The sequence below is a fragment of the Lactobacillus sp. UMNPBX19 genome (genome assembly GCF_002553805.1).
Taxonomy (GTDB): Bacteria; Bacillota; Bacilli; order Lactobacillales; family Lactobacillaceae; genus Lactobacillus.
Window position 1 is genome coordinate 1 of the sequence record NZ_PCYR01000008.1, and the last position, 21,879, is coordinate 21,879.

Annotated in this window: 25 protein-coding genes; 6 read left to right on the forward strand and 19 right to left on the reverse strand. The window is 33.9% G+C overall.

Going from position 1 to position 21,879, the window contains the following annotated elements; all coding sequences use genetic code 11:
• Nucleotides 1-64: 64 nt before the first annotated feature.
• The 3 genes from CP370_RS03570 to CP370_RS03580 form a co-directional block, all read right to left on the reverse strand.
• The gene (locus tag CP370_RS03570; RefSeq protein WP_087712631.1) at nt 65-1,273 is read right to left on the reverse strand and encodes a L,D-transpeptidase/peptidoglycan binding protein; all 1,209 of its coding nucleotides are present in this window, start codon (nt 1,271-1,273) and stop codon (nt 65-67) included.
• 103 nt (nt 1,274-1,376) lie between these two features.
• Entirely contained in the window at nt 1,377-2,540 is a 1,164-nt protein-coding gene (locus CP370_RS03575; protein WP_087712630.1) for a C40 family peptidase, read from the reverse strand.
• A gap of 193 nt (nt 2,541-2,733) precedes the next feature.
• Nucleotides 2,734-3,291 carry a guanylate kinase gene (locus tag CP370_RS03580; protein WP_087712629.1) on the reverse strand — a complete coding sequence of 186 codons (558 nt, stop codon included), beginning with the start codon at nt 3,289-3,291 and terminating at the stop codon, nt 2,734-2,736.
• A 90-nt stretch (nt 3,292-3,381) separates the two neighbouring features.
• Here CP370_RS03580 and CP370_RS03585 point away from each other — a divergent pair, with 90 nt between their 5' ends.
• Complete coding sequence (locus CP370_RS03585; protein ID WP_004896564.1) at nt 3,382-3,675, forward strand: hypothetical protein; 294 nt, start codon at nt 3,382-3,384, stop codon at nt 3,673-3,675.
• 43 nt (nt 3,676-3,718) lie between these two features.
• The gene (locus CP370_RS03590; protein ID WP_087712628.1) at nt 3,719-5,248 is read left to right on the forward strand and encodes an O-antigen ligase family protein; all 1,530 of its coding nucleotides are present in this window, start codon (nt 3,719-3,721) and stop codon (nt 5,246-5,248) included.
• 69 nt (nt 5,249-5,317) lie between these two features.
• On the opposite strand, the gene CP370_RS03595 is transcribed toward CP370_RS03590, so the two are convergent.
• Nucleotides 5,318-5,944 (reverse strand): LVIS_2131 family protein, encoded by a 627-nt coding sequence (locus CP370_RS03595; RefSeq protein WP_087285318.1) that lies wholly within the window; start codon nt 5,942-5,944, stop codon nt 5,318-5,320.
• Nucleotides 5,945-6,086: 142 nt separating this feature from the next.
• On the opposite strand from CP370_RS03595, the gene nrdI reads away from it, so the two are divergent.
• Together nrdI and CP370_RS03605 are read left to right on the forward strand one after the other, a co-directional pair.
• Entirely contained in the window at nt 6,087-6,548 is a 462-nt protein-coding gene (gene nrdI / locus CP370_RS03600; protein ID WP_087712627.1) for a class Ib ribonucleoside-diphosphate reductase assembly flavoprotein NrdI, read from the forward strand.
• Entirely contained in the window at nt 6,541-7,482 is a 942-nt protein-coding gene (locus CP370_RS03605) for a ribonucleotide-diphosphate reductase subunit beta (protein WP_087712626.1), read from the forward strand. Before nrdI ends, CP370_RS03605 begins: the two co-directional genes overlap by 8 nt.
• Before the next feature lie 24 nt (nt 7,483-7,506).
• Here the strand turns inward: CP370_RS03605 and CP370_RS03610 are convergent, their stop codons facing one another.
• The 7 genes from CP370_RS03610 to CP370_RS03640 all read right to left on the reverse strand — a co-directional run bounded on the left by CP370_RS03610 (nt 7,507) and on the right by CP370_RS03640 (nt 12,087).
• On the reverse strand, nt 7,507-7,992 hold the full coding sequence (locus tag CP370_RS03610) for a hypothetical protein (protein WP_004896558.1): 486 nt from the start codon (nt 7,990-7,992) through the stop codon (nt 7,507-7,509).
• Nucleotides 7,993-8,077: 85 nt separating this feature from the next.
• Complete coding sequence (locus CP370_RS03615) at nt 8,078-8,413, reverse strand: type II toxin-antitoxin system PemK/MazF family toxin (RefSeq protein ID WP_223658502.1); 336 nt, start codon at nt 8,411-8,413, stop codon at nt 8,078-8,080.
• Complete coding sequence (mazE, locus tag CP370_RS03620; RefSeq protein WP_012846681.1) at nt 8,406-8,657, reverse strand: type II toxin-antitoxin system PemI/MazE family antitoxin; 252 nt, start codon at nt 8,655-8,657, stop codon at nt 8,406-8,408. Before mazE ends, CP370_RS03615 begins: the two co-directional genes overlap by 8 nt.
• Nucleotides 8,658-8,887: 230 nt before the next feature.
• Complete coding sequence (locus CP370_RS03625; RefSeq protein ID WP_087712624.1) at nt 8,888-9,358, reverse strand: threonine/serine exporter family protein; 471 nt, start codon at nt 9,356-9,358, stop codon at nt 8,888-8,890.
• Entirely contained in the window at nt 9,358-10,140 is a 783-nt protein-coding gene (locus tag CP370_RS03630; RefSeq protein ID WP_087712623.1) for a threonine/serine exporter family protein, read from the reverse strand. The genes CP370_RS03625 and CP370_RS03630 overlap by 1 nt, the downstream gene beginning before the upstream one ends.
• Before the next feature lie 16 nt (nt 10,141-10,156).
• Entirely contained in the window at nt 10,157-11,704 is a 1,548-nt protein-coding gene (locus tag CP370_RS03635) for an ABC-F family ATP-binding cassette domain-containing protein (RefSeq protein WP_012846684.1), read from the reverse strand.
• The gene (locus CP370_RS03640) at nt 11,704-12,087 is read right to left on the reverse strand and encodes a hypothetical protein (protein WP_012846685.1); all 384 of its coding nucleotides are present in this window, start codon (nt 12,085-12,087) and stop codon (nt 11,704-11,706) included. The genes CP370_RS03635 and CP370_RS03640 overlap by 1 nt, the downstream gene beginning before the upstream one ends.
• 224 nt (nt 12,088-12,311) lie before the next feature.
• On the opposite strand from CP370_RS03640, the gene CP370_RS03645 reads away from it, so the two are divergent.
• Nucleotides 12,312-12,584 (forward strand): hypothetical protein, encoded by a 273-nt coding sequence (locus CP370_RS03645; RefSeq protein ID WP_087712622.1) that lies wholly within the window; start codon nt 12,312-12,314, stop codon nt 12,582-12,584.
• A 104-nt stretch (nt 12,585-12,688) separates the two neighbouring features.
• Here CP370_RS03645 and CP370_RS03650 read toward each other — a convergent pair whose 3' ends face one another.
• Nucleotides 12,689-13,813 (reverse strand): LCP family protein, encoded by a 1,125-nt coding sequence (locus CP370_RS03650; protein WP_087712621.1) that lies wholly within the window; start codon nt 13,811-13,813, stop codon nt 12,689-12,691.
• Nucleotides 13,814-13,976: 163 nt separating this feature from the next.
• On the opposite strand from CP370_RS03650, the gene pepF reads away from it, so the two are divergent.
• On the forward strand, nt 13,977-15,785 hold the full coding sequence (gene pepF / locus CP370_RS03655; RefSeq protein WP_087712620.1) for an oligoendopeptidase F: 1,809 nt from the start codon (nt 13,977-13,979) through the stop codon (nt 15,783-15,785).
• 68 nt (nt 15,786-15,853) lie between these two features.
• Here pepF and CP370_RS03660 read toward each other — a convergent pair whose 3' ends face one another.
• The 7 genes from CP370_RS03660 to CP370_RS10270 all read right to left on the reverse strand — a co-directional run bounded on the left by CP370_RS03660 (nt 15,854) and on the right by CP370_RS10270 (nt 21,835).
• Nucleotides 15,854-17,365 carry an L-lactate permease gene (locus tag CP370_RS03660; RefSeq protein WP_180707151.1) on the reverse strand — a complete coding sequence of 504 codons (1,512 nt, stop codon included), beginning with the start codon at nt 17,363-17,365 and terminating at the stop codon, nt 15,854-15,856.
• A gap of 121 nt (nt 17,366-17,486) precedes the next feature.
• The gene (locus CP370_RS03665; protein WP_012846690.1) at nt 17,487-18,278 is read right to left on the reverse strand and encodes a metal ABC transporter permease; all 792 of its coding nucleotides are present in this window, start codon (nt 18,276-18,278) and stop codon (nt 17,487-17,489) included.
• Nucleotides 18,278-18,937, reverse strand: coding sequence for a metal ABC transporter ATP-binding protein (locus CP370_RS03670; protein WP_087712618.1), 660 nt, complete (start codon nt 18,935-18,937; stop codon nt 18,278-18,280). The genes CP370_RS03665 and CP370_RS03670 overlap by 1 nt, the downstream gene beginning before the upstream one ends.
• A gap of 36 nt (nt 18,938-18,973) precedes the next feature.
• The gene (locus tag CP370_RS03675; RefSeq protein ID WP_087712617.1) at nt 18,974-19,873 is read right to left on the reverse strand and encodes a metal ABC transporter solute-binding protein, Zn/Mn family; all 900 of its coding nucleotides are present in this window, start codon (nt 19,871-19,873) and stop codon (nt 18,974-18,976) included.
• A gap of 301 nt (nt 19,874-20,174) precedes the next feature.
• Nucleotides 20,175-20,453 carry a helix-turn-helix transcriptional regulator gene (locus CP370_RS03680; RefSeq protein ID WP_011162513.1) on the reverse strand — a complete coding sequence of 93 codons (279 nt, stop codon included), beginning with the start codon at nt 20,451-20,453 and terminating at the stop codon, nt 20,175-20,177.
• Between the two features lie 29 nt (nt 20,454-20,482).
• Nucleotides 20,483-21,268, reverse strand: coding sequence for a Cof-type HAD-IIB family hydrolase (locus CP370_RS03685; RefSeq protein ID WP_087712616.1), 786 nt, complete (start codon nt 21,266-21,268; stop codon nt 20,483-20,485).
• 99 nt (nt 21,269-21,367) lie between these two features.
• Complete coding sequence (locus CP370_RS10270; protein ID WP_335621996.1) at nt 21,368-21,835, reverse strand: LPXTG cell wall anchor domain-containing protein; 468 nt, start codon at nt 21,833-21,835, stop codon at nt 21,368-21,370.
• Nucleotides 21,836-21,879: the final 44 nt, after the last annotated feature.

Genomic DNA, 21,879 nt, shown 5'->3' on the forward strand with positions numbered 1-21,879 from the left:
AAAGGAAATCATCGTTCTTTTTTCATGTCTTAGGAATTAGTTTTTTCCCAGACACTTTTTCATATTATTTATAAATAATTACAGCTTCGTTTTTCTCTACATTATCCCAAACTTTGGGAGCATCACTTGGTCTTAAGTTAACACATCCATAAGAACCATCATTTAAATACGCTGTTTTTGACCAATTCTTTCGCCAACTATTATCATGGAAGCCGCAACCTGTTAAGGTAAACGGCATCCAGTATTTAACATCAACCGAGTATTTCGAACCATCATCATTTGTTCCCTTTAAAACACTTGGAGATTCTTTATAGTGAATATACCAAACTCCGGTAGGTGTTTCTAGGTTCTTATGAGCAAGCTTAGTCTCCACTGTACCAGTAACAATTGTATCTAATGTTAATACACATTTGCCATTCTTATAGACCCACATCTTTTGATCAGTTAAAGAAACAACAACATAATTATTACCAATTCCATTATTGCTTAAACCATAACCAGTTCCATAGGTACTAAAACCTTCCCCATAGATATAATTCTTTCCATTAAGTGTTTGAACATCATTAGCTAATGCATTCTCAATACCAGCTAATAATTTCTTTTCATTAATAGCCCAGCCATAGCTTTCATTTTTAACCTTCGTAACTTGACCGTTTGGAAGCTTGAAGTCATAAGATTTGTGAAGAGTAGATACTTCTTTGTTAATGCTGTTAATTTTATCTTCTAGAATTTTTGTATCTAAAAATACATACTTATTATTTCTATATGATACATTTGGAAATACTTCTGCCCTTTTAAATACGAAAGATTTGCCATTTACAGTATATTTTACTTGACGATCTTTAATCTGATTTAATTTATCCTTTGCTTTTAATAAGGCATCATTTTGAAAATTCCATTTCTTTCGGCTAGGGTAGCGAGTATGTTGAGTTTCAAAATATGATTGAACTTCTTTACTCGTAATTACTTTATTACCGGTCTTCTTCAATACGACTTTATCTCCCTCTAAAATCGCATCATTTTTTGCTTTTTCATTTATTTTTGCAGTAGCCTTTTTGACCGTTAGCTTTCCGACAGGAATATCATAAATTACAACATTCGGATTAAAGTGGGTAGAATTAAATTTTTCTGCTTCAGCATTTCTTTTAGACTGAATATGACCAAAAATTAACCAACCTATTAAAATTATTATTAAGCCAATTAAAATACCTATTAGCCACTTACGATAGTTATTTGTGGGAAGGGTATTTTTTTCTTCGTTTTTATTATTCATTAAAAATACCTATTTCCTTAAAAAAGTTCTTTTAATTATATCATAAAAAAGAAGGTTAATCTTCTGATTAACCTTCTAAAATAACTATCTTTATTTCAATTAATTAGTTTACACGAATTGCGTAATCTGGCATGAAGTAACTTGAAATAGAAGCTTGAGTTACGTTTTGACCTGGTTGTGGTGCGTGTACGTATTGGTTGTTACCTACGTAAATAGCATCGTGGTAGTCACCCCACATTAAGATGTCACCAGCTTGTGCTTGGCTAACAGAAATGTGTTGACCTGCACCAGCTTGTTGGTAAGTAGTACGTCCAACGTTCTTACCAGCTTGGCTGTATGCGTATTGAACTAAACCAGAGCAGTCGTATGCGTTAGGACCAGTTGCACCCCATACGTAAGGCTTACCAATTTGTGATTGTGCTGCGCTAACTACAGTTTGTGCAGTACTGCTGTTTGATTGAGTTGAAACTTGTGGCTTAGCAGTTTGAGTAGTTGCTGCTTGACTTGAAGCTTGTTGAGTTGGTTGAGCTTGTTGTTGTGCAGGCTTAGCAGCAGTGTTGTTTTGTGCAGGTGCAGTGTAAGTAGTGTTTGATTGAGTCGAAGCAGTAGATACTTGCTTAGTAGTTGCTGCAGTATTAGTTTGTACGTAGTTAGTTTTAGCTGAAACAGTAGTAGTTGCAGTTTGTTGTGCAGGTTGTGCTACTGAAGCAGTTGCTTGTTGTACAGGTGCTGCAGTATTAGTTTGTACAGGTGTAGTAGTTGCAACAGATGCAGTGTTAGCAGTTGTAGTAGCTGCTTGTTGTGCAGGTTGTGCTACTGGAGAAGTTACTTGTTGTGCGTTGTTAACGTTTGCTGCTGGGACTTGACTTACAGCAGTAGCAACTGCAGATAAATCAGCAGTAAATGCGATTGGAGCTTCTTCTTCAACATTGTCAGATGAAATCCATTGGTTTCCACCTAAGTTGTACCAAGTTTCACCCTTAACAGTCTTAACTTTCTTGTATGTCTTCCAGCTTGATTGGTGTGGTAAGTACTTACCAGTTTGTTGCTTACCATCTTCGTAGCTGTTCCAAACAGCAACACTTTCACCAGTCTTAGAGTTTACCTTTACGACACCAATTTCTTTTGCAGGTGCTTGAAGAGTAGAAGCTTGAGCAGTACCGTTAAAAGATAATGAGTTTAATTTAGCTGCACTTAAAGTTGCGATACCTGCAACAGCGAATGAAGCAGCAGTTGTAAATTTGATTACTTTAGATTTGATAGTCAAGGGTTATTCCTCCATAAAATTCATTTTCTTAATTATCAACATAGCCGTCATTAATTAACTAAAAAGTTATACTATGTGTCTCTTTTTTTAATTGACAAGGGCTATTGTAGGGCATAAATATTACAGCCCTGTTACAAAGCTAAATCATTGTCGTTACATTTAGCTTATTATCAGCCTTTTCCATATTCAAAATCTATTTATTTTCCAGCTTTTTTACGATCTTATCTAGTTCTTTAGCTGTCTTTTCCCAGTTGTCATTATTTAATACATGTGCTTTTTTAGCAAGTTCATCTGACAAATGTAAATCACGCTTAAATTCAAAACTATTTAATCTCTTATCAATTTCACTAGCTTTATCTCCGCGTCCTAATAATCGCTTTTTTAGAACTGAAAAATCTGAAACAGTTAAATAAATAAAATATGCTTGCTTTCCTAATTTTTCTAAATAGGACTTAACTCCGTCAGTCTCAACAATTAAAGAAACCAAGTCATTCTTTGCCCAGGCTTTTTCTAAAGCTTCTTTACTGGATCCATATTGATATTCCCCATATTTTACATGTTCAAAAAAATGAAATTTTTTAAAACTCTCATCAGTTTCAAAATAATATGACTTCCCCGGAATTTCTCCTTGTCTAATTGGCCTAGTAGTATGTGTTACTACACGCGGAATATTATATTTTTCCGTTAAGTATTTTGAGACTGTTGTCTTTCCTACTCCACTTGGTCCCGCAATTATGATAATTCTTTGCAAAATATTACTCTCCCGCTTGAAATCGACTATTATATATAATAGTATTTCACTATTGTAAAACATTTCTGTACAGAAAAGGGAGTTTTTTAAATGAAAAAAGCTGATGTAAAAATTGGTCAAATTTTAGCCGCTACTTCTGAGGAAGAACTTAAGCATCCTTTTCAAGGAAAAGTAGAAAAAATTTATGAAAATTCTGCTTTGCTAGCTATTACTTCATATGATCCAGAAGATGAATCTTCAGTTAATGAATTAAACAATAAAATGGTCATTAACTTCAAGAGCTTGAAGAAGGTAAAATCACCTGCACGTGGAAAGACTGCTGCAACAAATGATGTAAAGATTTCTAAAGTTGAACCTGATAAAAAGGATAAAGAATCAAAATAAAGCCTAAATAATTTTTTGTTTTATTAAAGGAACCTAAAATCATATGAAAAAACGGCTTCAAACATTCTTATTTTGGTTTATTTTAATTCAGCCATTTTTAGATATTTATTGGTTATCTAGACCACCACTTCTAAAATTTTCAATACCTACTATTTTGAGAGTTTTAGGAGTTTTTATTGCTATTATTTTATTCTTTAGTATCAAAAATAATTGGCAAAGATTCAGAAAACAATGGTGGATTATAGCTTATATTGGCGTTTTAATCTTATACTCAATCTTTCATCTAATTTCGGTAAGAAATTTTACTGGTGTGGATGCAACAGGCTTCCATTATTCACCAAAAGTTGAAATTTTTTATCTAGTGAGAGCTTGTCTACCACCGATTGTTATTTATATTACTTCATATAGCGACTTTAAGGCTAAATACTTTTTCCGGGTAATTCAAGGTATTTCAGGCATATATTCATTAACAATTGTTATCTCGAATCTATTTCTTTTCTCATTAACTTCATACCATACTACTGAAGCTAAAAGAATTAGTGCTAATATTTTTTCTTGGTTTACTCAAACAGATTATCCTTTTAATGCCTTAGCTTCTAAAGGAATTTTCTTTCAAGCTAATACTTTATCGGCTATTTTGTTCATGATCATGCCTATTATGCTCTATATTCTTTATAAAGAATTTAATATTTTGAATATAGTTTTAGTTAGTGCTCAAGCATTAGCAATGTTAATGCTTGGAACAAAAGTTGGAAATTTCGGACTGATTATTAGCTTAGTGGTATTTTTATTAGTCTTCTTAATCCACAGCTTAATTTTGAAGAATACTAAATTTTCAGCCAAATTCTTAATTACATTAATTTGTATACTAACTGCCTCGGCTGCTATTTTCTCTTATAGTCCAACTCTCAGACGATCTTCACTTGAAAGTAGTGTAGCTCAAAAGAGAAGTCATATTGGTGACAAGAAGAAGCTTGACCAAGAACTTAATGCTGGACTGAAAAGATATAAGGGCAAAAAACAAGAAGAATATCTAAAAGAATTTATCAAAAAAAATTACTGGGTCTATTCTTTAAAACATGATCTAGTATTGGAGCATTACACTTATCAAAATGATCCATACTACTGGCTTGAAGTGATGAAAAGACCAGCAAATGAACGCCTAAATTATCGACATCTAGAAAAAGATATCTTAAGCCGCGTCATGAAAACTGATAAAAACAAATCAAATAAATTGTTTGGTATTTCTTTTAGCCGTGAAAATAATATTGCCCCACTAGAGCGAGACTTTTTAGCACAATGTTATTCAATGGGAATATTAGGAGTCATCCTCTTAGACGTTATTTACTTATTTGTTCTAGGCTATGGAATCTTTTATTGGCTGTTCAATAAAAAAGTAAGATCCTTTTTAAACTCTTCGCTATTACTATCAGGAGGATTTATCTTGTTTGCTGCTTTTTATGCAGGTAATGTACTTGAATACTTATCAGCAACTTTAGTAATGGCATTTATCTTAGGATTTTTATTGCAAAATATTCACTATAGTCGTTATTCAGAAATATCTTCCAAATAACTAAACAAAAGACCTTATTTCGAATTGTATTCATCGAAATAAGGTCTTTTTATTGCTAAATTATCTTTATTATTTTAATTCTCTTACAAAAGTACGGTCAGGTACTCTAATTAAATAGTACCTAGCTGCTATCTTACCAGCATGCATTCTTAAGCCATTCTGCCAGTTTTTCTTATACGTAGCTGTATAAGTTGCTACATATGCATTTTGGTAGCGTGCATCTGCTTGAACTAATTGCTTAGATGAATAAGGAATAGCTCCCGCTTGAACAGACATTGGATTTTTTCCGTCAGAAATTGTAGCATAATTACTCGTAACAGTTACTCTGTTTCCGTTACTATAAAAAGTATATGTCTGAATTGGAGTTTTTTTATTGTCAGATTTAGCGGTGACATAGTATGAGCGTTTATTGCCCGCTGTTAAAATTAATGGTTGATATTCAATTTTACTAGATAAAACCTGTTTATTTTCTAAATCAGGATTGTAAAATAAAGTAATGCTAAACATATAAATCGCACCGCATAAAAGAACTAACACTTCTAAAATATCTAACAAGGTAGTTTTCCATTCAAAGCGTTTGCGATCTTTAACAATCATTATTAAGTGACGTTTTCGAATATTTTGTACAATAAAAATTAAATATAAAACCAGAATTAACCAGACCAAAATACCTAAAATATTCCATCCAAGTGTCATAAGGGACCCTCCATTTTCTCTAAGTTAAGTATACGGTACTTAGTGGCGTTTTTAAAACTTTTTTTGATTTGACTTTAACTTTAAAAATCGTGACAATTGAATATGTAGAAGGTAGTTTTGGTATATAACGATAGGCAAAACTATGGTAAAAATAGCTTTTTATACAATTACAGGACAAACGCAACGGTTCATAGATAAAACGGGGCTTGATGCACATCGAATTGAGGATGCTAATCCTCAATATCAAATGAATGATAAATACATTTTGATTTTACCTTCATATCAAGACTTTATGTTTGATTCCGTTGTTGATTTTTTAACATATAAAGATAATAAAAAAAATCTTTTAGGATTAATTGGATGTGGTAATCGTAACTTTAACGATCTTTTTGGTCAAACAGCAAAAAAGATCTCGGTTACATTACATGTTCCTATTCTTTACTTACTAGAACTTAGTGGCAATTCGACTGACGTCAAAAATGTTCGTCAAATTGTTATGGAAGCTCGAAAAAACGAAAAAGGTGCACAAAAAGATTTACCAATTCAAAATCCAGCTCTTAGCAATATTAGTTTCTTAAGTGACTTCAGGCAGAAAAATGAATAAAAAACCTTATTATAAAGCAAACAACTGGAACACTGTAGAAGAGCAAGTAGATCATTCTGCTTGGGCGAGATTAAATGATATTATTTACGAACCTCGTCGTGTTCCAATTTATAAAGATCAGAAAGAGTTTCTTCATCTCCCTAAAAATGAACAAACTGTGATTTTGCACGGTTTTGGCTCTTTAACGCTCTCTTCTACCCTCCAAATGAAAGTAGCTCTATCCGAAATAAAAAAAGATGCTGAAAATTCTGAAGAAGTTGCTGTATATAATGCACTTCAATATCTAGAATCAATTAATAATAAGGCCTATAGCTATGTATTAGCTGAATTTTCTGATTCTAAAAAACAAGAAGATGCATATGAATGGGCAAACCAAAATCCTTATCTACAAAAAAAGATGAAACTTCTAAATACAGTATATCAATCAGGAAATGCTATTCAGAAAAAAGCTGCTCACGTTTTTCTATCAACTGGCCTTTATCATTCATCATTTTTTGGCCCGTTATATTTATTCGGACAACATAAATTACCAAGGACGGCAGAATTGATTAAATATGCCCTTAGAATTACAACTTTAAATGGCATTTATACCGGAATTAAGTTTCGGAGAGATTTTTTCAAACTTTCTAAGAAAGAACAGAACAAAGTGCATGATTGGGTATATGATCTATGTGATAATTTATATGACAATGAGCTTAGCCATATTAAACTCTTGTATCAGAATACTGATCTTGAAGATAAGGTAGAGCATTATATTCATTACACATTAAATAAAGCTCTTATGAATTTAGGACAAGAGCCAAAATATCCAGAAAATGTTGAGACTCTAGATCCAATTTTGACCACTGGTCTGATGGAAAGTGCAATGATTGAGGATTTTTTCTTTTACACTAATGCCCATCCCATCCTAAAAATGCGTGAAATAACAAAATAAGGAGTTAGCATAAAGGCTAGCTCCTTATTTTGTTTTCTTAGTTTTTGTTTCGGGTTTTTGATAGTTGCGAATTACTTCAATTTTTTCTTCAATTGCTTTTACTAGTAATGCACTATACTTTTCTGGATCAGCTACAATTTCATCACTTGACCCCAGAATATCGATTCGGAAGTGAGAAACATTTACATACTCTGAAATAGTTTCAAAATAAATATTTACTTCATATTCATCTTCATTATTACAAAAATTACTAATTTTTTTGTAGTTAGCAAATGGAAGATTAATGATATTACTTTCAAGGGCAAAAGTCATTGGTCTTCTTCCACTAATGGCCAGCTGCGTTTGAATGAGGGAGTCATGTTTAAAAGCCTGCACAGCTTCATTAATCATTTTAGTTGCAATATTTTTTAATTTTGTCTTGGTTATTTCGCTATATTTAATTGTCTCAAGATCTTGAAGATAATCTTGTTCTTCAATTTTTTTAGTTATTTCTTCTTGTTTAATTTTCACGATAAAAATTCCTTTGTGTATCCTTTTTCATTACTAAGATACTCAATAAATCTTTTTCATGCAACTACAAAAATCAACTACTCGTCTAATCAAGTTGCAGAGCAAAAATAAGTAATTCCATTACTTTAAGCATATCTTCTGGCCTAAGATGATCTGCTGGTTTTTCATCTAGCAATCTCATTCTAGAAAAAGTTTGAATTTGAGCTGCATTTACACGACCATGAATATGATATCCGAATAAGTCCAAGTAGGTAGGGAAATGGTTGCCGTGGGATGTAATTGGACAAACCATTAGGTAATTAGTCTTTTCATTATATGAATTAGACGATACTACTACCGCAGGATGTTTTCCCTTCATTTCTTGTCCAACTGACGGTGAAAAATTCGCCCACACAATATCTCCCTGTTTAAATTTATTCATCGTCACGACGTAATTCCTCCATAGCCATATTTTCCCAAGCTTCCCTTTCTGGTCCTGGTACATCTTCAAATTTAGCATCGGAGGTATAAGGATTAGAAATTTTCGGTATTAAGATCAAACTTCCATCAGCTTTCTGATGAATTGCATACTCAGTTCCTACCTTTACTTTAAAAGAAGCAGGTAGTGAAAAGCCAGCTGAATTACCGACCTTTTGAGTTACAATATGATGAATAGATATTTTCATAAGTTTTTACCTCATTAAGTTACTTTCAAGGACATTGTAGTACTAAAAAAGACTAACTTTCAAAAGAAAGCTAGTCTTTTTTGCGAGAAACATACAAAAGTATGTCAGGGTCTTTGTTTCACAGCCAAAGTAGCCCATCATCAGCACTTCCCGTGCTTTGACTTCGCAAGTCTAGATGATCTCTGTCAAAGAACGCATCTCGCGTTTTCCTCGACTCGTCGCATTTAATATTATACCAAATTCTTATTATTTTTTCTATTTTGACGCTTCTTGAAAAAGATTTCTCCAATTAACTGTGCAAGCATAAAGCCCATCGCTATTGCTATCGTGACAATTGCTACCCGTAGGATCAGATTTTCTGAATCAGATAATTGACCTTCTACCATAGCACGCACTGCCTGATAAGCGGGCACACCAGGAACTAGGGGAACTACACCTGGAATATTAAAAACGGTTACCGGACACTTTTTAATACGAGCAAATACCAGACCTAGAATTCCAACACAGAGTGCCCCTAAAAGATTAGACCCCAATCGACCAACACCAATTCGATTTGCCAACCAGTATAGAATCCAACCTGCACTTCCGCTAATGCCGCATAAAACTAAAGCGCGGTGCGGGACGTTAATAATTAACCCAAATCCAACAGCTGCAAGCCACGCAAATACTATATTAATAATTATTTCTAACCAAAAAGGCATTACATCACACCCCACAGTAACTTAATTGCAATACCAATTCCGCCACCTAAAGCAATTGCTGTTAGAACTGCCTCAGTTGTTCGAGCCATTCCGGACAATAAATCGCCACCAAATAAATCACGCAATGCGTTAGTTATTGCAACTCCCGGTACTAAGGTCATCAAGGAACCAATCAAAATATTATCAACTACAAGCTTAGGGAAGATTTTACACGTCAAAATAGTAATAACTCCCATAAATATTGCAGTTACCATCTCAGCTAAGAAGCGAATACTAGTATAGCGCTTAATAGCTAAATAAAGAGCATAAGATACTCCGCCGATTACAGCAGCTGCCGGAAAATCAATCCAGTCATAATCATCCATAAACAAGACCATTAAAGTAGGGCTTAAAATAGCCGCTCCAATAATTTGAAGCCATATAGGAAAATCTGGAATCGAAATGGAAACTTGCTTTAAACGCTCTTGTAATTCTTTTAATGTTATTTCTTTAGCCGCAAATTCGCGTGATAATTCATTAACTCGATCTACTAATTCTAAGTTAATATTTCTTTTTTTAACTTGTGTAACCTGAGTATAAGAGTATTCACCCAAACTCATAAAAATTCCAGTTGGAGTCGTAAAACATCTTGCACCAGTAATTCCGGCATTACGCGCTATTCTCATCATCGTATCTTCAACTCGATAAGTTTCACTGCCGCCTTCAATCATTAGTCTCCCAGCTTTTAAGCAGGTATCTAAAACCTCAGCAGCATAATCTTGGCTTACACGCTCTTTATCCATTTCATTCCTCTAAATGTTATTCATTATTCATTTTTTCAATATCAATCGTCTTATCCACCCAATTTCCTCTAAAGAAATCTCTTTCGTGGCTAACAATAATTACTCCACCATTAAATTCAACAATTGCCTTTCTTAAAGAATCTTTTGTAGCAATATCTAAGTGATTTGTTGGCTCATCCAGGAATAGTAAATTAGATGGTTCAAACTGCATCTTAGCTAGTTTAACCTTCTCTTGTTCTCCACCAGAAAGTTCTTTTAAAGGGCTCATGGCCTGCTGCGCAGTTAATCCCATTCTCGCTAAGGCTTGTCGTAATTCTCTAGGACGCAAACGTGGAAATTCTTCCTGCAAATATTGCAATGGCGTCATATTTTTATTAGGCCAAGCTAAATCTTGTTGAAAATAAGCAAGCTTAGCTGTTGAAGATAATTCAAAACTGCCATAAATTGGTTTTAATTTTCCTAGTAAGGTCTTTAGCAGGGTAGTTTTTCCGATTCCATTAAAACCTGTTACAGCTACCTTTTCTCCATTTCCAACAGAAAAGTTAAATGCTGATTTTACTAAGGCCTGATCATATCCAATTACTAAATCTTGAGTTTGCAAGAGTAAGTTTGATGCGGTATCAACATAAGGAAAAAGGACATGGGCCTTTTTATTATTTTGCGGTGGCGTTAAAATTTCCATCTTCGCTAGCTGTTTTTCCCGCGATTTAGCACTTTTAGATCTAGAGCCAGCCTTATTTTTTCTAATATATGCTTCAGTCTTTTGAATTTTTCTCTGCTGGTTAGCATAGGCCTTTAAATAGCTTTCTCGGTCAGCTTCTTTTTGACGAAGCGCATGCTTTAAATCACCTGTATAGCGTGTAATAGTTCCAAAATCAATGTCAATAATACAATTAGTAATTCGACCTAAAAAGTCATAATCGTGCGAAACGACGATAAAAGCTCCCTCAAAATTATTCAAATAATCAGCAAGCCAGTCAATATGATTAACATCTAAGTAGTTTGTCGGCTCATCTAAAACCAGTACGTCTGGATTTTGTAAAAGCAGCTTAGCTAAGATCAATTTAGATCTTTGTCCACCAGAAAGTTTTGATACATCCCGGCTATAACCCAAATCCGCTAATCCTAACCCTGTCGCTACACGATCAATTTTGGTATCAATATCGTAAAATTCTTTTTCTTCAAGTAAAGTCTGAATCTTACCTGCCTTTTCTAAGAGAGCTTCATCCCCATTTTCACCATATCTCACATAGAGTTCATTTAATTCTTTTTCTTTTTCAAAAAGATCACTAAAGGCAGTCTGCAAAAATTGTTTTAGCTCTAAACCTTCTTCAAGTTTGGCATACTGATCTAAGTACCCAACATGAATTTTATTTTGCCACTTAACTTCCCCATCATCTTGCGTGATTTCACCGGTCAAAATTTTAATTAAAGTTGATTTACCAACTCCGTTTTGCCCGGTTACGCCCATATGGTCTTCTTTATTTAAAACAAAGTTTGCGTCTTCGTATAAAGTTTTATCAATAAATGTCTGACTTAAATTTTTAACTGTTAGTAAACTCATTATTTTCTCTCTTTTTCATTTGATAATTGGCACTGCCGATCATACTCTTGAAGCGCATTTAAGACTTTTGGCCATTGTCTTTTAGGGATAATTAATTGAAGCTTATTGTGATAGATCGGAAAATCACTAGCCTTCATCCCGGTTATTTTTGCAAGTTCTTCATCTGTTAAATGATATTTAGCTACAATTGCCTTAATTTCATAAGAAGCATGTCCTCTAAAATATGATAGAACATAAAAGAAAGCCGCAAAAATTCCAGCACTTAAAATAGCCATCGATACAGAAAGATGGAAGGTTCTCTGTGCAATAAAAAACACTGCAATAAATGCAATAAGGGCAGATATTACCCCATAAATAACTGGAAAATACTTAGTTTGCTTCATTTTTCATCATCCTTTTTATTACACTGATCTTTCAAATATTACATTAAATTTACGTAATTGAAGTTTTTGTAAAAAAATGTAAATTTCGCTTTATTTTACTGCAATAATCCTCTTCTATAATACAGTTTGTTAAGTAAATTAAAAACGACTTTTTAAATATCACTAGTGTAACATGATTACCATTTAATTATTATTAAATTTAAACTTAAAAGGAGTAAAATACTTTGACACACAAAAAAGGAATTTCAACAGCACTTATTGTATTATTAGGCTTTGGCTTTCTAACTAATTCAGTTACTACTTCTCAAGCAGCTGATCAAGATACCAATTTTAATGTGTCTAAAGGCTTAGTTGAAAATACCATTAAACCAACTCTCCTAAGTAAAAAGTTCAAAGAAGATCAAATAAAAGAAGAAAAGGAAAATAAGTTAGCCGATATCAAGTTTGAAGAAAAAAGAATTAATCAAGAAAACCCAAATTCTAAATTAGGTAACTAAAACTTTACAAACAACAGTTGCAGTTACGGACTAAAATCACTAAGATAGAATCATCAACAGATATACTAAAAAAAGCAGTTAGCATTTCGCTAGCTGCTTTTTTCTTAATTACCATCCCATGGAATAGTGTCAGAATCTTTATCATAAATTACATAATTTCTAAAGTCTTCTGGATCATTCCAATTTAAACCTTGCTGCAGACTATTTTGTCTTGTTTCTTGATTATGGAGTTTTTCTTGTTTTAATCCTAAACTAGAACGAACTAAATCTGATACACGTTGTAGTTCCTTTGTAGAGGCTACTTGCATTGCTGCCGCTCCAATCCAAACATTATGTCCTTGAATATAGCCACTCTTAATATTCTGAGTACATCCGCGATAATTCATTGCAATTGAAAGCATATCATCAAAGGTCAGATTAGTTTTAACATACTTGGCAAAGACCTTAAGAATCTTACGATAGTTAGTGATTGAATTAACTGACATCCCTTTACGTACAATGTCGTTAATCACTTGTCTTTGTCTCATTTGTCGACCATAGTCACCTTTTGGATCTTCTTTACGCATCCGCACATAGTCTAAGGCCTCTTTACCATTTAAGTGCTGCTTCCCCTTCTTAAAATGCGTGTGATAAGTAAAAGTAAATGGAACATTAACATCTACTCCACCTAAAGCTTCTACCATACTTTCTAGAGCCTTCATATTAACTTCCATGTAGTAGTTAACTGGTGTATTTAAAAGTGCTTTTACTGTGCGAGTTGCTCCTTTACTGCCACCAACTTGATAAGCCGAATTGACCCGGAACATGTAGTACTTCCCTTCCCCGCTTCCATCACCTTTGATATCGGCTAACAAGTCTCTGGGAATTGAGGTCATTGTTGCTTCTTTTTTCCCTGGATTCATAGTGGCTAAGATCATCGTATCGGAATTTCCCCGGTCATGCCTGCCTTCAATTCCTTGATCGACGCCAAGAATTAGAATTGAAATTGGCTTTTTCTGAGAAATCAATTGCGATGTTTTTCCTGTTCCTCGATAAGCTTGTTGAACTGAACTCATAGCTGAGAAATATGCATGAGCAAAGTAAGCTACGCTTCCACAAACAAGTAAAATTGATAAGAGACCTACCAAACGAGCAAAACTATTTCCATTTTTATAATCTTTTTTACTCGCCGCAAACACATTATTTCTTCTTAGTTTTTGGCGTGGTCTTTTGGGTTCCTCAGGTCTCATTAATTTTTAACTCCTCTGAAAATCAGCTTGCCTTTTCATAATACAAAATTACTTAGTTAAGCGCATTAAATTCATTATTAAAAAAATTTTATTTTTTAGCAAGCGAAATAATGTTCTATAATGATGATTAATAAAAATTATATGGTAGAAAGAGGGAAAAGGTATGGCTCTTCCAACAAGAAATGAAGTATCTGATGATCTCAAATGGGATCTTAGTCGTATTTTTAAAGACGATCAGGAATGGGAACAAGAATATAATCAGGTCGCAACCGAAATTAAAAATTTAGATAGATTTAAGGGAAATCTTGTTAAATCTGGTCAAGATTTATATGAAGGAATTACAGAAATTTTATCTGTAAATCGTCGTTTAGAAAAAGTGTACGTTTATGCTACTATGTCAAGCGACGTTGATACTAGTAATACTCATTATCTAGGCCTTGTTGCTAAAGCTCAAAGCTTAGCTAACCAAATGAGCGCCGCTATCTCCTTTGTCGATCCTGAAATTTTATCTATCCCAGGAGAGACACTTGCTAAATTTATGCAAGATGAACCTCGTTTAAAAGAGTATCAACATCGACTTGAACAAATTACTAAGAAACGTCCTCATACTTTACCAGCAAGCGAAGAAAAAATTATTGCCGCTGCTGGAGATGCAATGGGAACTTCCGCTAATACTTTCAATGTTTTAACTAATTCTGATATGGAATACGGGTATGTTCAAGATGAAGACGGAGAGATGGTCCAATTATCTGATGGCTTATATTCACTTCTAATTCAGTCACAAGATAGAAACGTTCGCAAAAATGCATTTGATGTTATGTATGCAAGCTATGGCCAGTTTGAAAATAGTCTCGCTTCAACTTTATCAGGTGAAGTAAAAGCCCACAATTTTAATGCTCAAGTACATAAATACAATTCAGCTCGAGAGGCTGCTTTAAGTGAAAATGGCGTACCAACAGCTGTTTACGATACATTGGTTAAAGAGGTAAATAGTCACCTCAACTTACTTCATCGCTACGTTGGTTTAAGAAAAAAGATTTTAGGTCTTTCTGATCTACAAATGTATGATATGTATGTTCCATTAACCGGTAAGCCTAGTCTTTCTTATAACTTTGAAGAAGCAAAAAATGAGGCTAGACGAGCCTTAGCGCCATTAGGAAAAGATTACCTCGAACATGTTGATTACATCTTTAATAATCGTGTGATTGATGTGGTTGAAAGCCAAAATAAGGTAACAGGCGCTTATTCCGGTGGTTCCTATGATACTGATCCATATGAATTATTAAATTGGGAGGATAATCTTGATTCTCTATATACTCTAGTTCATGAAACTGGACACTCAGTACATTCCTGGTATACAAGAAATACTCAACCATATGTATATGGAGACTACCCAATTTTTGTTGCTGAAATTGCATCAACAACTAATGAAAATATTTTAACTGAATACTTCTTAGATAAAATTACCGATCCTAAAACACGCGCATTTGTTTTGAATCACTATCTTGATTCATTTAAGGGTACACTCTTCCGTCAAACACAATTTGCAGAATTTGAGCAGTTTATTCATGAAGCCGACGCAAATGGTCAACCATTAACTGCCGATGTTCTTGATGAATTTTACGGCAATTTAAACCAAAAATATTACGGTGATAGTGTAGAACCGGGCGGAGAGATTGCTAAAGAATGGGCCCGTATTCCTCATTTCTATTACAACTTTTATGTTTACCAATATGCAACAGGCTTTGCTGCTGCTACAGCTCTCGCAAATAATGTTGTTCATGGTACTGACAAAGAACGTACCGCTTATATTAATTTCTTAAAGGCTGGCTCTTCAGATTATCCAACAGAGATAATGAAACGTGCCGGTGTCGATATGACAAAGGCCAATTACTTAAAAGACGCATTTAATACTTTTGAAAAACGACTTAATGAGTTTGAAAAAATCGTTAATGAATTGAAAACAATCTAGTAAAAACACAAATATATTTGTAAACAAAAAGTTCTTGATCTAATTTCTAAGATCAAGAACTTTTTACTTTATACTAATTTAGTAATCAAACCAACTAAGTATAGAAATACACAGGTAATTAACAAGTAAATACTGCCCCACTTTGTCGTTTCTTTTAGAATTTTTCCTTCTAAACCTTCTTTATTAATTGCACCAGTAGCTACTGCAATATTCTGTGGTGATAACATCCCTGCAGTTGCGCCAGTCATATTTGAAGCAACAATCCAATATTTGCTTACTCCTAATGATTGAGCAGCAGAATACTGTAAATTACCAAATAGAACATTGGCTGACGTTGCAGACCCAGTTAAGAATGTTCCTAGAGCCCCAATTAATGGTGCAAATAAAGGATAAGCTGGTCCAAGTAAACTTACTAAGGCTACCGCTAATGCTTTAGTCATTCCTGCATATACCATAACTTTAGCTAAACCCACAATTGCACAAACTGTAATTGTTGTCATACCAATTGTTTTCAAAACATTGAGCAAGATTTTGAACATTTGGCTTAAGCTTAAGCCTTGAATCTTTCCTCCAATTATTCCCGCTAATAAAATTAATGTTCCTGGAGAGGAAAGCCAATTAATTGGTAAATCATTAGGATTCTTTCCTAAGTAAACATGTAAATGGGTAGTTACACTAGTTAAAAAGTTATTCACAGGTGGACAAAGAGAGGAAGCCAGTAGAACGAAAATAAAAACCAAAATAAATGGCGAACAAGCCTTGATAATTTCGCTGACACCTTCATTTTCTACTTCCTCTACTGAACCAGTTTTTCTTTTAGTCAGCCAGACAGTAACTAAAATTGAAAACAATGATCCGACTAAGGCTGGAAGCTCGGCCCCAGTAAACTTAGCAATAATAACTTGAGGAATGGCCATTCCAACCCCTGACATTAAAGTAATAAAAACAATACCTTTCAGGGCCTTAATACTTTTGCCAGTAAGAATAACTAAAATAAAAGGTACTAAAATAACTAAAATGACCAATTGCAAGGTTACAATAAATCCTAATTGCACATCATTAAGATTAGTTACTTCAGCTAATGTCAAAACTGGCAAGCCAATTGCACCAAATGCAGTTGCCGTACTATTGGCAACCAAACAAATTACTGAAGCTTGGATCGGTTCTAAACCTAAGGAAATTAAGATTCCTGCACAGATTGCTACAGCAGTCCCAAAACCAGCAATAGATTCTAGAAAGCCACCAAAACCCCAAGCAATTATTAATACTAAAATTCTTTTATCGGTTGTGATTGATGATAATAATTTTTCTATCGTCCCCATACTACCTGAATCAGTTGTAATCTGATATACAAAAAGCGCAGCCAGAATTACATACATGATTGGCCAAATTCCCATTATAATACCTTCTAAGGCTCCAGAAAGAGTATTAATTATGGGTTGTTTAAACATTAAAACAGCATCAGCAATTGTAATAATTAAACCAATCGTACATGCCCTTGAAGCCGGCATACCAATAATTCCAAGAGAAATTATCAACCAGATGATTGGCACTAATGCCCATAAAAAATTTATCCACATAATTTTCCTCATCTAAAAAAGTAATACTATTTAATTTTATCCTTTTTCCACATATTAAGGAAATTTAAAAACAAAAAACCTACAAGAGCAAGAAGGCCCTTGTAGGTTCTAAATAACAGTTTTATTTCTTAAAAGCATGAACGCCATAAACAAATAAATAAATTCCAACTTCAATAATCGAAATAAAGAAAGTGACTGGTAAATTAGTTACGTATCCTAAAACTAAACCTGCCCAAACTCCAAACAAGGCAATCCCAACTGACCAACATAACATAGCAGGAATTGTCTTACCTAAGTAGCGAGCACTTGAAGATGGCAAAGTTAATAAAATAAAGACTAATAATGATCCGACAACTTGTGCACCAATTGAAACAGCTAAAGCCAAAGAAATTAAAAATACTACTGAAACTAAGCTTGTATTAATATGATGGCTAACTGCCCCTACATGGTCAAATGAATCATAGTTTAATTGTCTTAAAATTAGGAAAATTATTGCTAAAACAAAGAGAGAAAGAACAACTAGTTGAATAACTCCATCTCTATCAACTCCAATAATTGAACCAAACAAGATGTTAGTTGCATATCGACTATTACCGCCAGCAATAGCTAAAAATAGTACACCCAAGCCAATAAACAAGGCTGAAATCGCACTAATTGCGGATTCTTTCTGATCACTTCTCATGGACAATTCACCAACACTGATTGAACCAAGCAAAGTAAAAAGAACCATGCCCCATAGTGGAACCCAACCAATCCAAACTGCAAAAGCAGCTCCAGCAAAACCAATTTCTGATAGAGTGTGAGCTAAGAATGAAAAACTTCTAGCTACAACATATACCCCCACTATTCCACAGGTAATCGCAATAAAAGTACTGGCTAAAAATGCATACCGCATAAAATCATATGCAAACATTATTCTTCACCCACCTCCTCATTTAGATCCTTAATTTTACCAGCAACTAAGCCTTTATCTTTAAATAAAAGATAATCTTTCATGTATTTCTTAGCTAGAGGAATGTCATGAGTTGTAAACAAAACAGTCATTGCGTGTTTTTCATTTAAGTACTTAATTAATGACATTAACTCTTCTTTAGCAACTGGATCTAAGCTAGCTGTTGCCTCGTCCAAAATAATAAAGTCTGGCTTATCTAACAAAGCTTGAGCTAAATATGCACGCTGCTTTTGACCTCCGGAAGCTTCGCCCATCCTAGTATTTTGAATATCTAGTAAATGGGTCTCTTTTAAAATTTGATTTACTCTTGCCTTTACCCGCGCGTTCTTAAATAAAGGAGTATTAAGTTCTACAAAGGCCCGAATTGAAAGGGGATAATCAGCATCTAGATTTCTAAATTGAGGTACATAACCAACTTTTGTATCTGGCGCAAACTTAAACGATCCTGTAGTCGGTTGCAGCATTCCCATCAAAATTCTAATCAAGGTTGTTTTCCCTGTACCATTTGCACCAAGTAGAGCTGTCATTGACCCCTTAGATAGAGTAAAATTTAGGTCTTTAAAAACTACCTTATCCTCAAATTTCATCCCCAGGTCTTTAACTGTTAATATATCAGTCATCTCACTACTCCTCTTCTTCTAATAAACCAATCCTATTTAATTATTTTGAATATCAGCTAGTTTTTGATAATTTTCTTTCATCCAAGCTAAGTAAGTAGTGTTATTAGGAATAGTTTCCCGAACATTTAAAACTGGAATATTGTTCTTTTTTGCAAGTTTAACAAAAGACTTAACTGTTGAGCTACTTGCCTGAGTATTATTAACAAAAAAGGCAATCTTCTTTTGTTTAATAGCATTATTCATTTCGTTAATTGTCTTAGGACTAGGATCTGTACCATTTTCAATGGCTTCTTCAAATTTCTTGTCGCCTATTTTATAACCAGCTTCTTGTAAAGCGTAGTCAAAGACTGGTTCACTGACAAAAACTGGTTTTTGATCACCCTTATTAGCCTTAGCTAGCTGTTTGATTTTGTCGATCTTGGCTAAGTATTTTTCGCCATTTTCCTTAAAATAAGCGACATGCTTCTTATCTAACTTAGATAAACGCTTAACCAAATAATCAACGTACTTAGTTGGCATAGCTAAATTGTACCAAATATGTGGATTATCTCCGCTCTTTAATCCCATCAAGTCTTCACCGACTAAGACAGGCTTTTTATCAACAGATTTCGCCAACTTATTCATCCATGAATCATAACCTAGCCCATTTGCAACAATAATATTTGCCTGAGCTACCTTTTTAGCATCTGCTGTTGTCGGATCAAAATCGTGTGGATCAACGCTACTTTTATCAATAATTGCAGTCGCTGTTCCATATTTTCCAACAATATTTTTAGCAATATCTGAATAGACATTAGTTGTTGTAACTATCGAAATTTTATCTGATTGACTAGTAGAGTTTTGCTTATTCGAACATCCTACCGTTATCAATGATAAAAGCGTCACTAAACCCATAATAGAAATAAATTTTGTAATTTTAGATTTAAAATTTTGCATAAATATCCTCCTGTGCAAAACAAAAAAGCATTAAGTTAGAAAATTCAGCATAAGTTCTAACTTAAAGTTAGACTAAGCTAATTTTTTTATTATGTCAACATTTTTCTAGATAGACAAATAGCACCAAGACGTCTCAGACTTGATGCTATCAATAAGTATAAATAATAAAAAATTTGCTGAATTTTTAATTTAATGCTTTTTCTCTAAAATTACATCCTTATATAAACATATTTTTATATGTTTGTCAAAGATGTTCAGAAAAAAGACAGTCAAAATTGCTGTGATTATTCAAGTCCTTGAACTAAAAATCTTCATTAACGTGCCGTCTCAAGACATCTAGAATCTTAATAACATGCTTATCTTCTAAACTATAGTAGCGCTCTTGCTTAACTTGCTCACTCTTAACTAGCTTAGCCTCTTCTAAGATTCTCAAGTGTCTAGAAATAGCTGGCTGACTAACATCAAACTGTTTTACCAAGTTATTTACACTACTTTTTTGATTGTCATTTAAGTAATAAAGAATTTGAATTCGAATGGGATGATTTAAAGCTCTAGTAACTCGAATAATTTGATCGTTCAACTTGTTCACCTATCTCAACTTACATTTAATTATGAGAGTAACTCAAGAATTTTCTTTTGCACACTTGATTCTTCACTAGATCCAATGATTTGATTAGCAGCTTTCTTTGCATCTGGAAGAGCAGTAGCAGTAGCAAAGCTGGTACCTGCAAACTTAAGCATACCAACATCATTACCACTATCACCAAATGTCACCATTTCACTAGATTTAATCTTAAGTTTTTTACCCAAATATTCTAAACCTACGGCTTTATTCATTCCTTTAGTCTGCATATCAATAGCAGTACTTGCGCCTGAGACAAAACCAATCTGTGGATAGTCTTCTCTAAGTTGTTCCAAGATCTTAGGCATCTCATCTTCTGGAACGCGAAGACTTACTTTAAAAATACGATCATCTATATCGTTAAAACTATCAACAACTTGAATTTTCTTAACGTACTTTTTTAGATCTTCTGCAAATTCTTTTCCACTGCTTTTTTCAACATATGCACTAGTTACACCAGCGACAATAGCGTTATATGGTAATTTTTCCACAATTTCAAGCATGGTTTGATAATCTTCATCAGCTAAATCAGATATTTGAAGAATTTCATTTCCATGAGCTACTAAAGCACCATTTTCAGCCACAAAATACATATGCTTATTAGCTTTTGGAAAACGATCGAGGATATTTTCATACTGATTGCCACTTGCAATAACAAATTTTATATCACGATCCTGCATAATTTGAAATTCTTTTTCAAAGAGTTCCTTATCATAAGTCTTATCTTCTCTTAGCCAAGTACCATCCATATCAGTTGCAATAAGCTTAATCATTTTCAGTCTCACTTTCCACTTTTATTATCTACCCTCCACTATACTAAAAAACGCCACCCGGGGGTAGCGTTTTTCATAAAACTATTTTATTCAACTAGCTTAATCCTTCTTGCGTTTTCTAGTACCTGCTAAGCCTAAAATTGACGCAATGGTTGCTAAACCTAGTCCAATAAGTCCTGCATTAGAATGTTTATGACCTGTTTGATGTAATGCGACATCCTCAGTTGTAGCTGCTTCTACTTTACCAGATTCTTTGTTTTCTACAGTTTCTACTTTATTAATAGTAGTATCAGTAGAAAGTTGTTCTGGAAGAATAGGAGCATCATTCGTTGATTCTATTGGAGTTTCAACTTGAGCCGGAACCTTTGGTCCTTCTGGATCTACTGGGTCCTTCGGTTCTTTTGGATCTACGATATCCTTATTGTAAACTACAGTTTCAATGATATCGTCAATATTACTATCTACATTTTCAAGGCTACCAATTTCTTTCCTATCTGGAGTGTAGCCGGCAATATCTGGAGAAATGACTTGTATAAACGTAGTTCCATCAAGTGCTGTCCATTTAATTTGCCTGGAATTGGGTTACCCTTCTCATCAAGCTTAACATTACC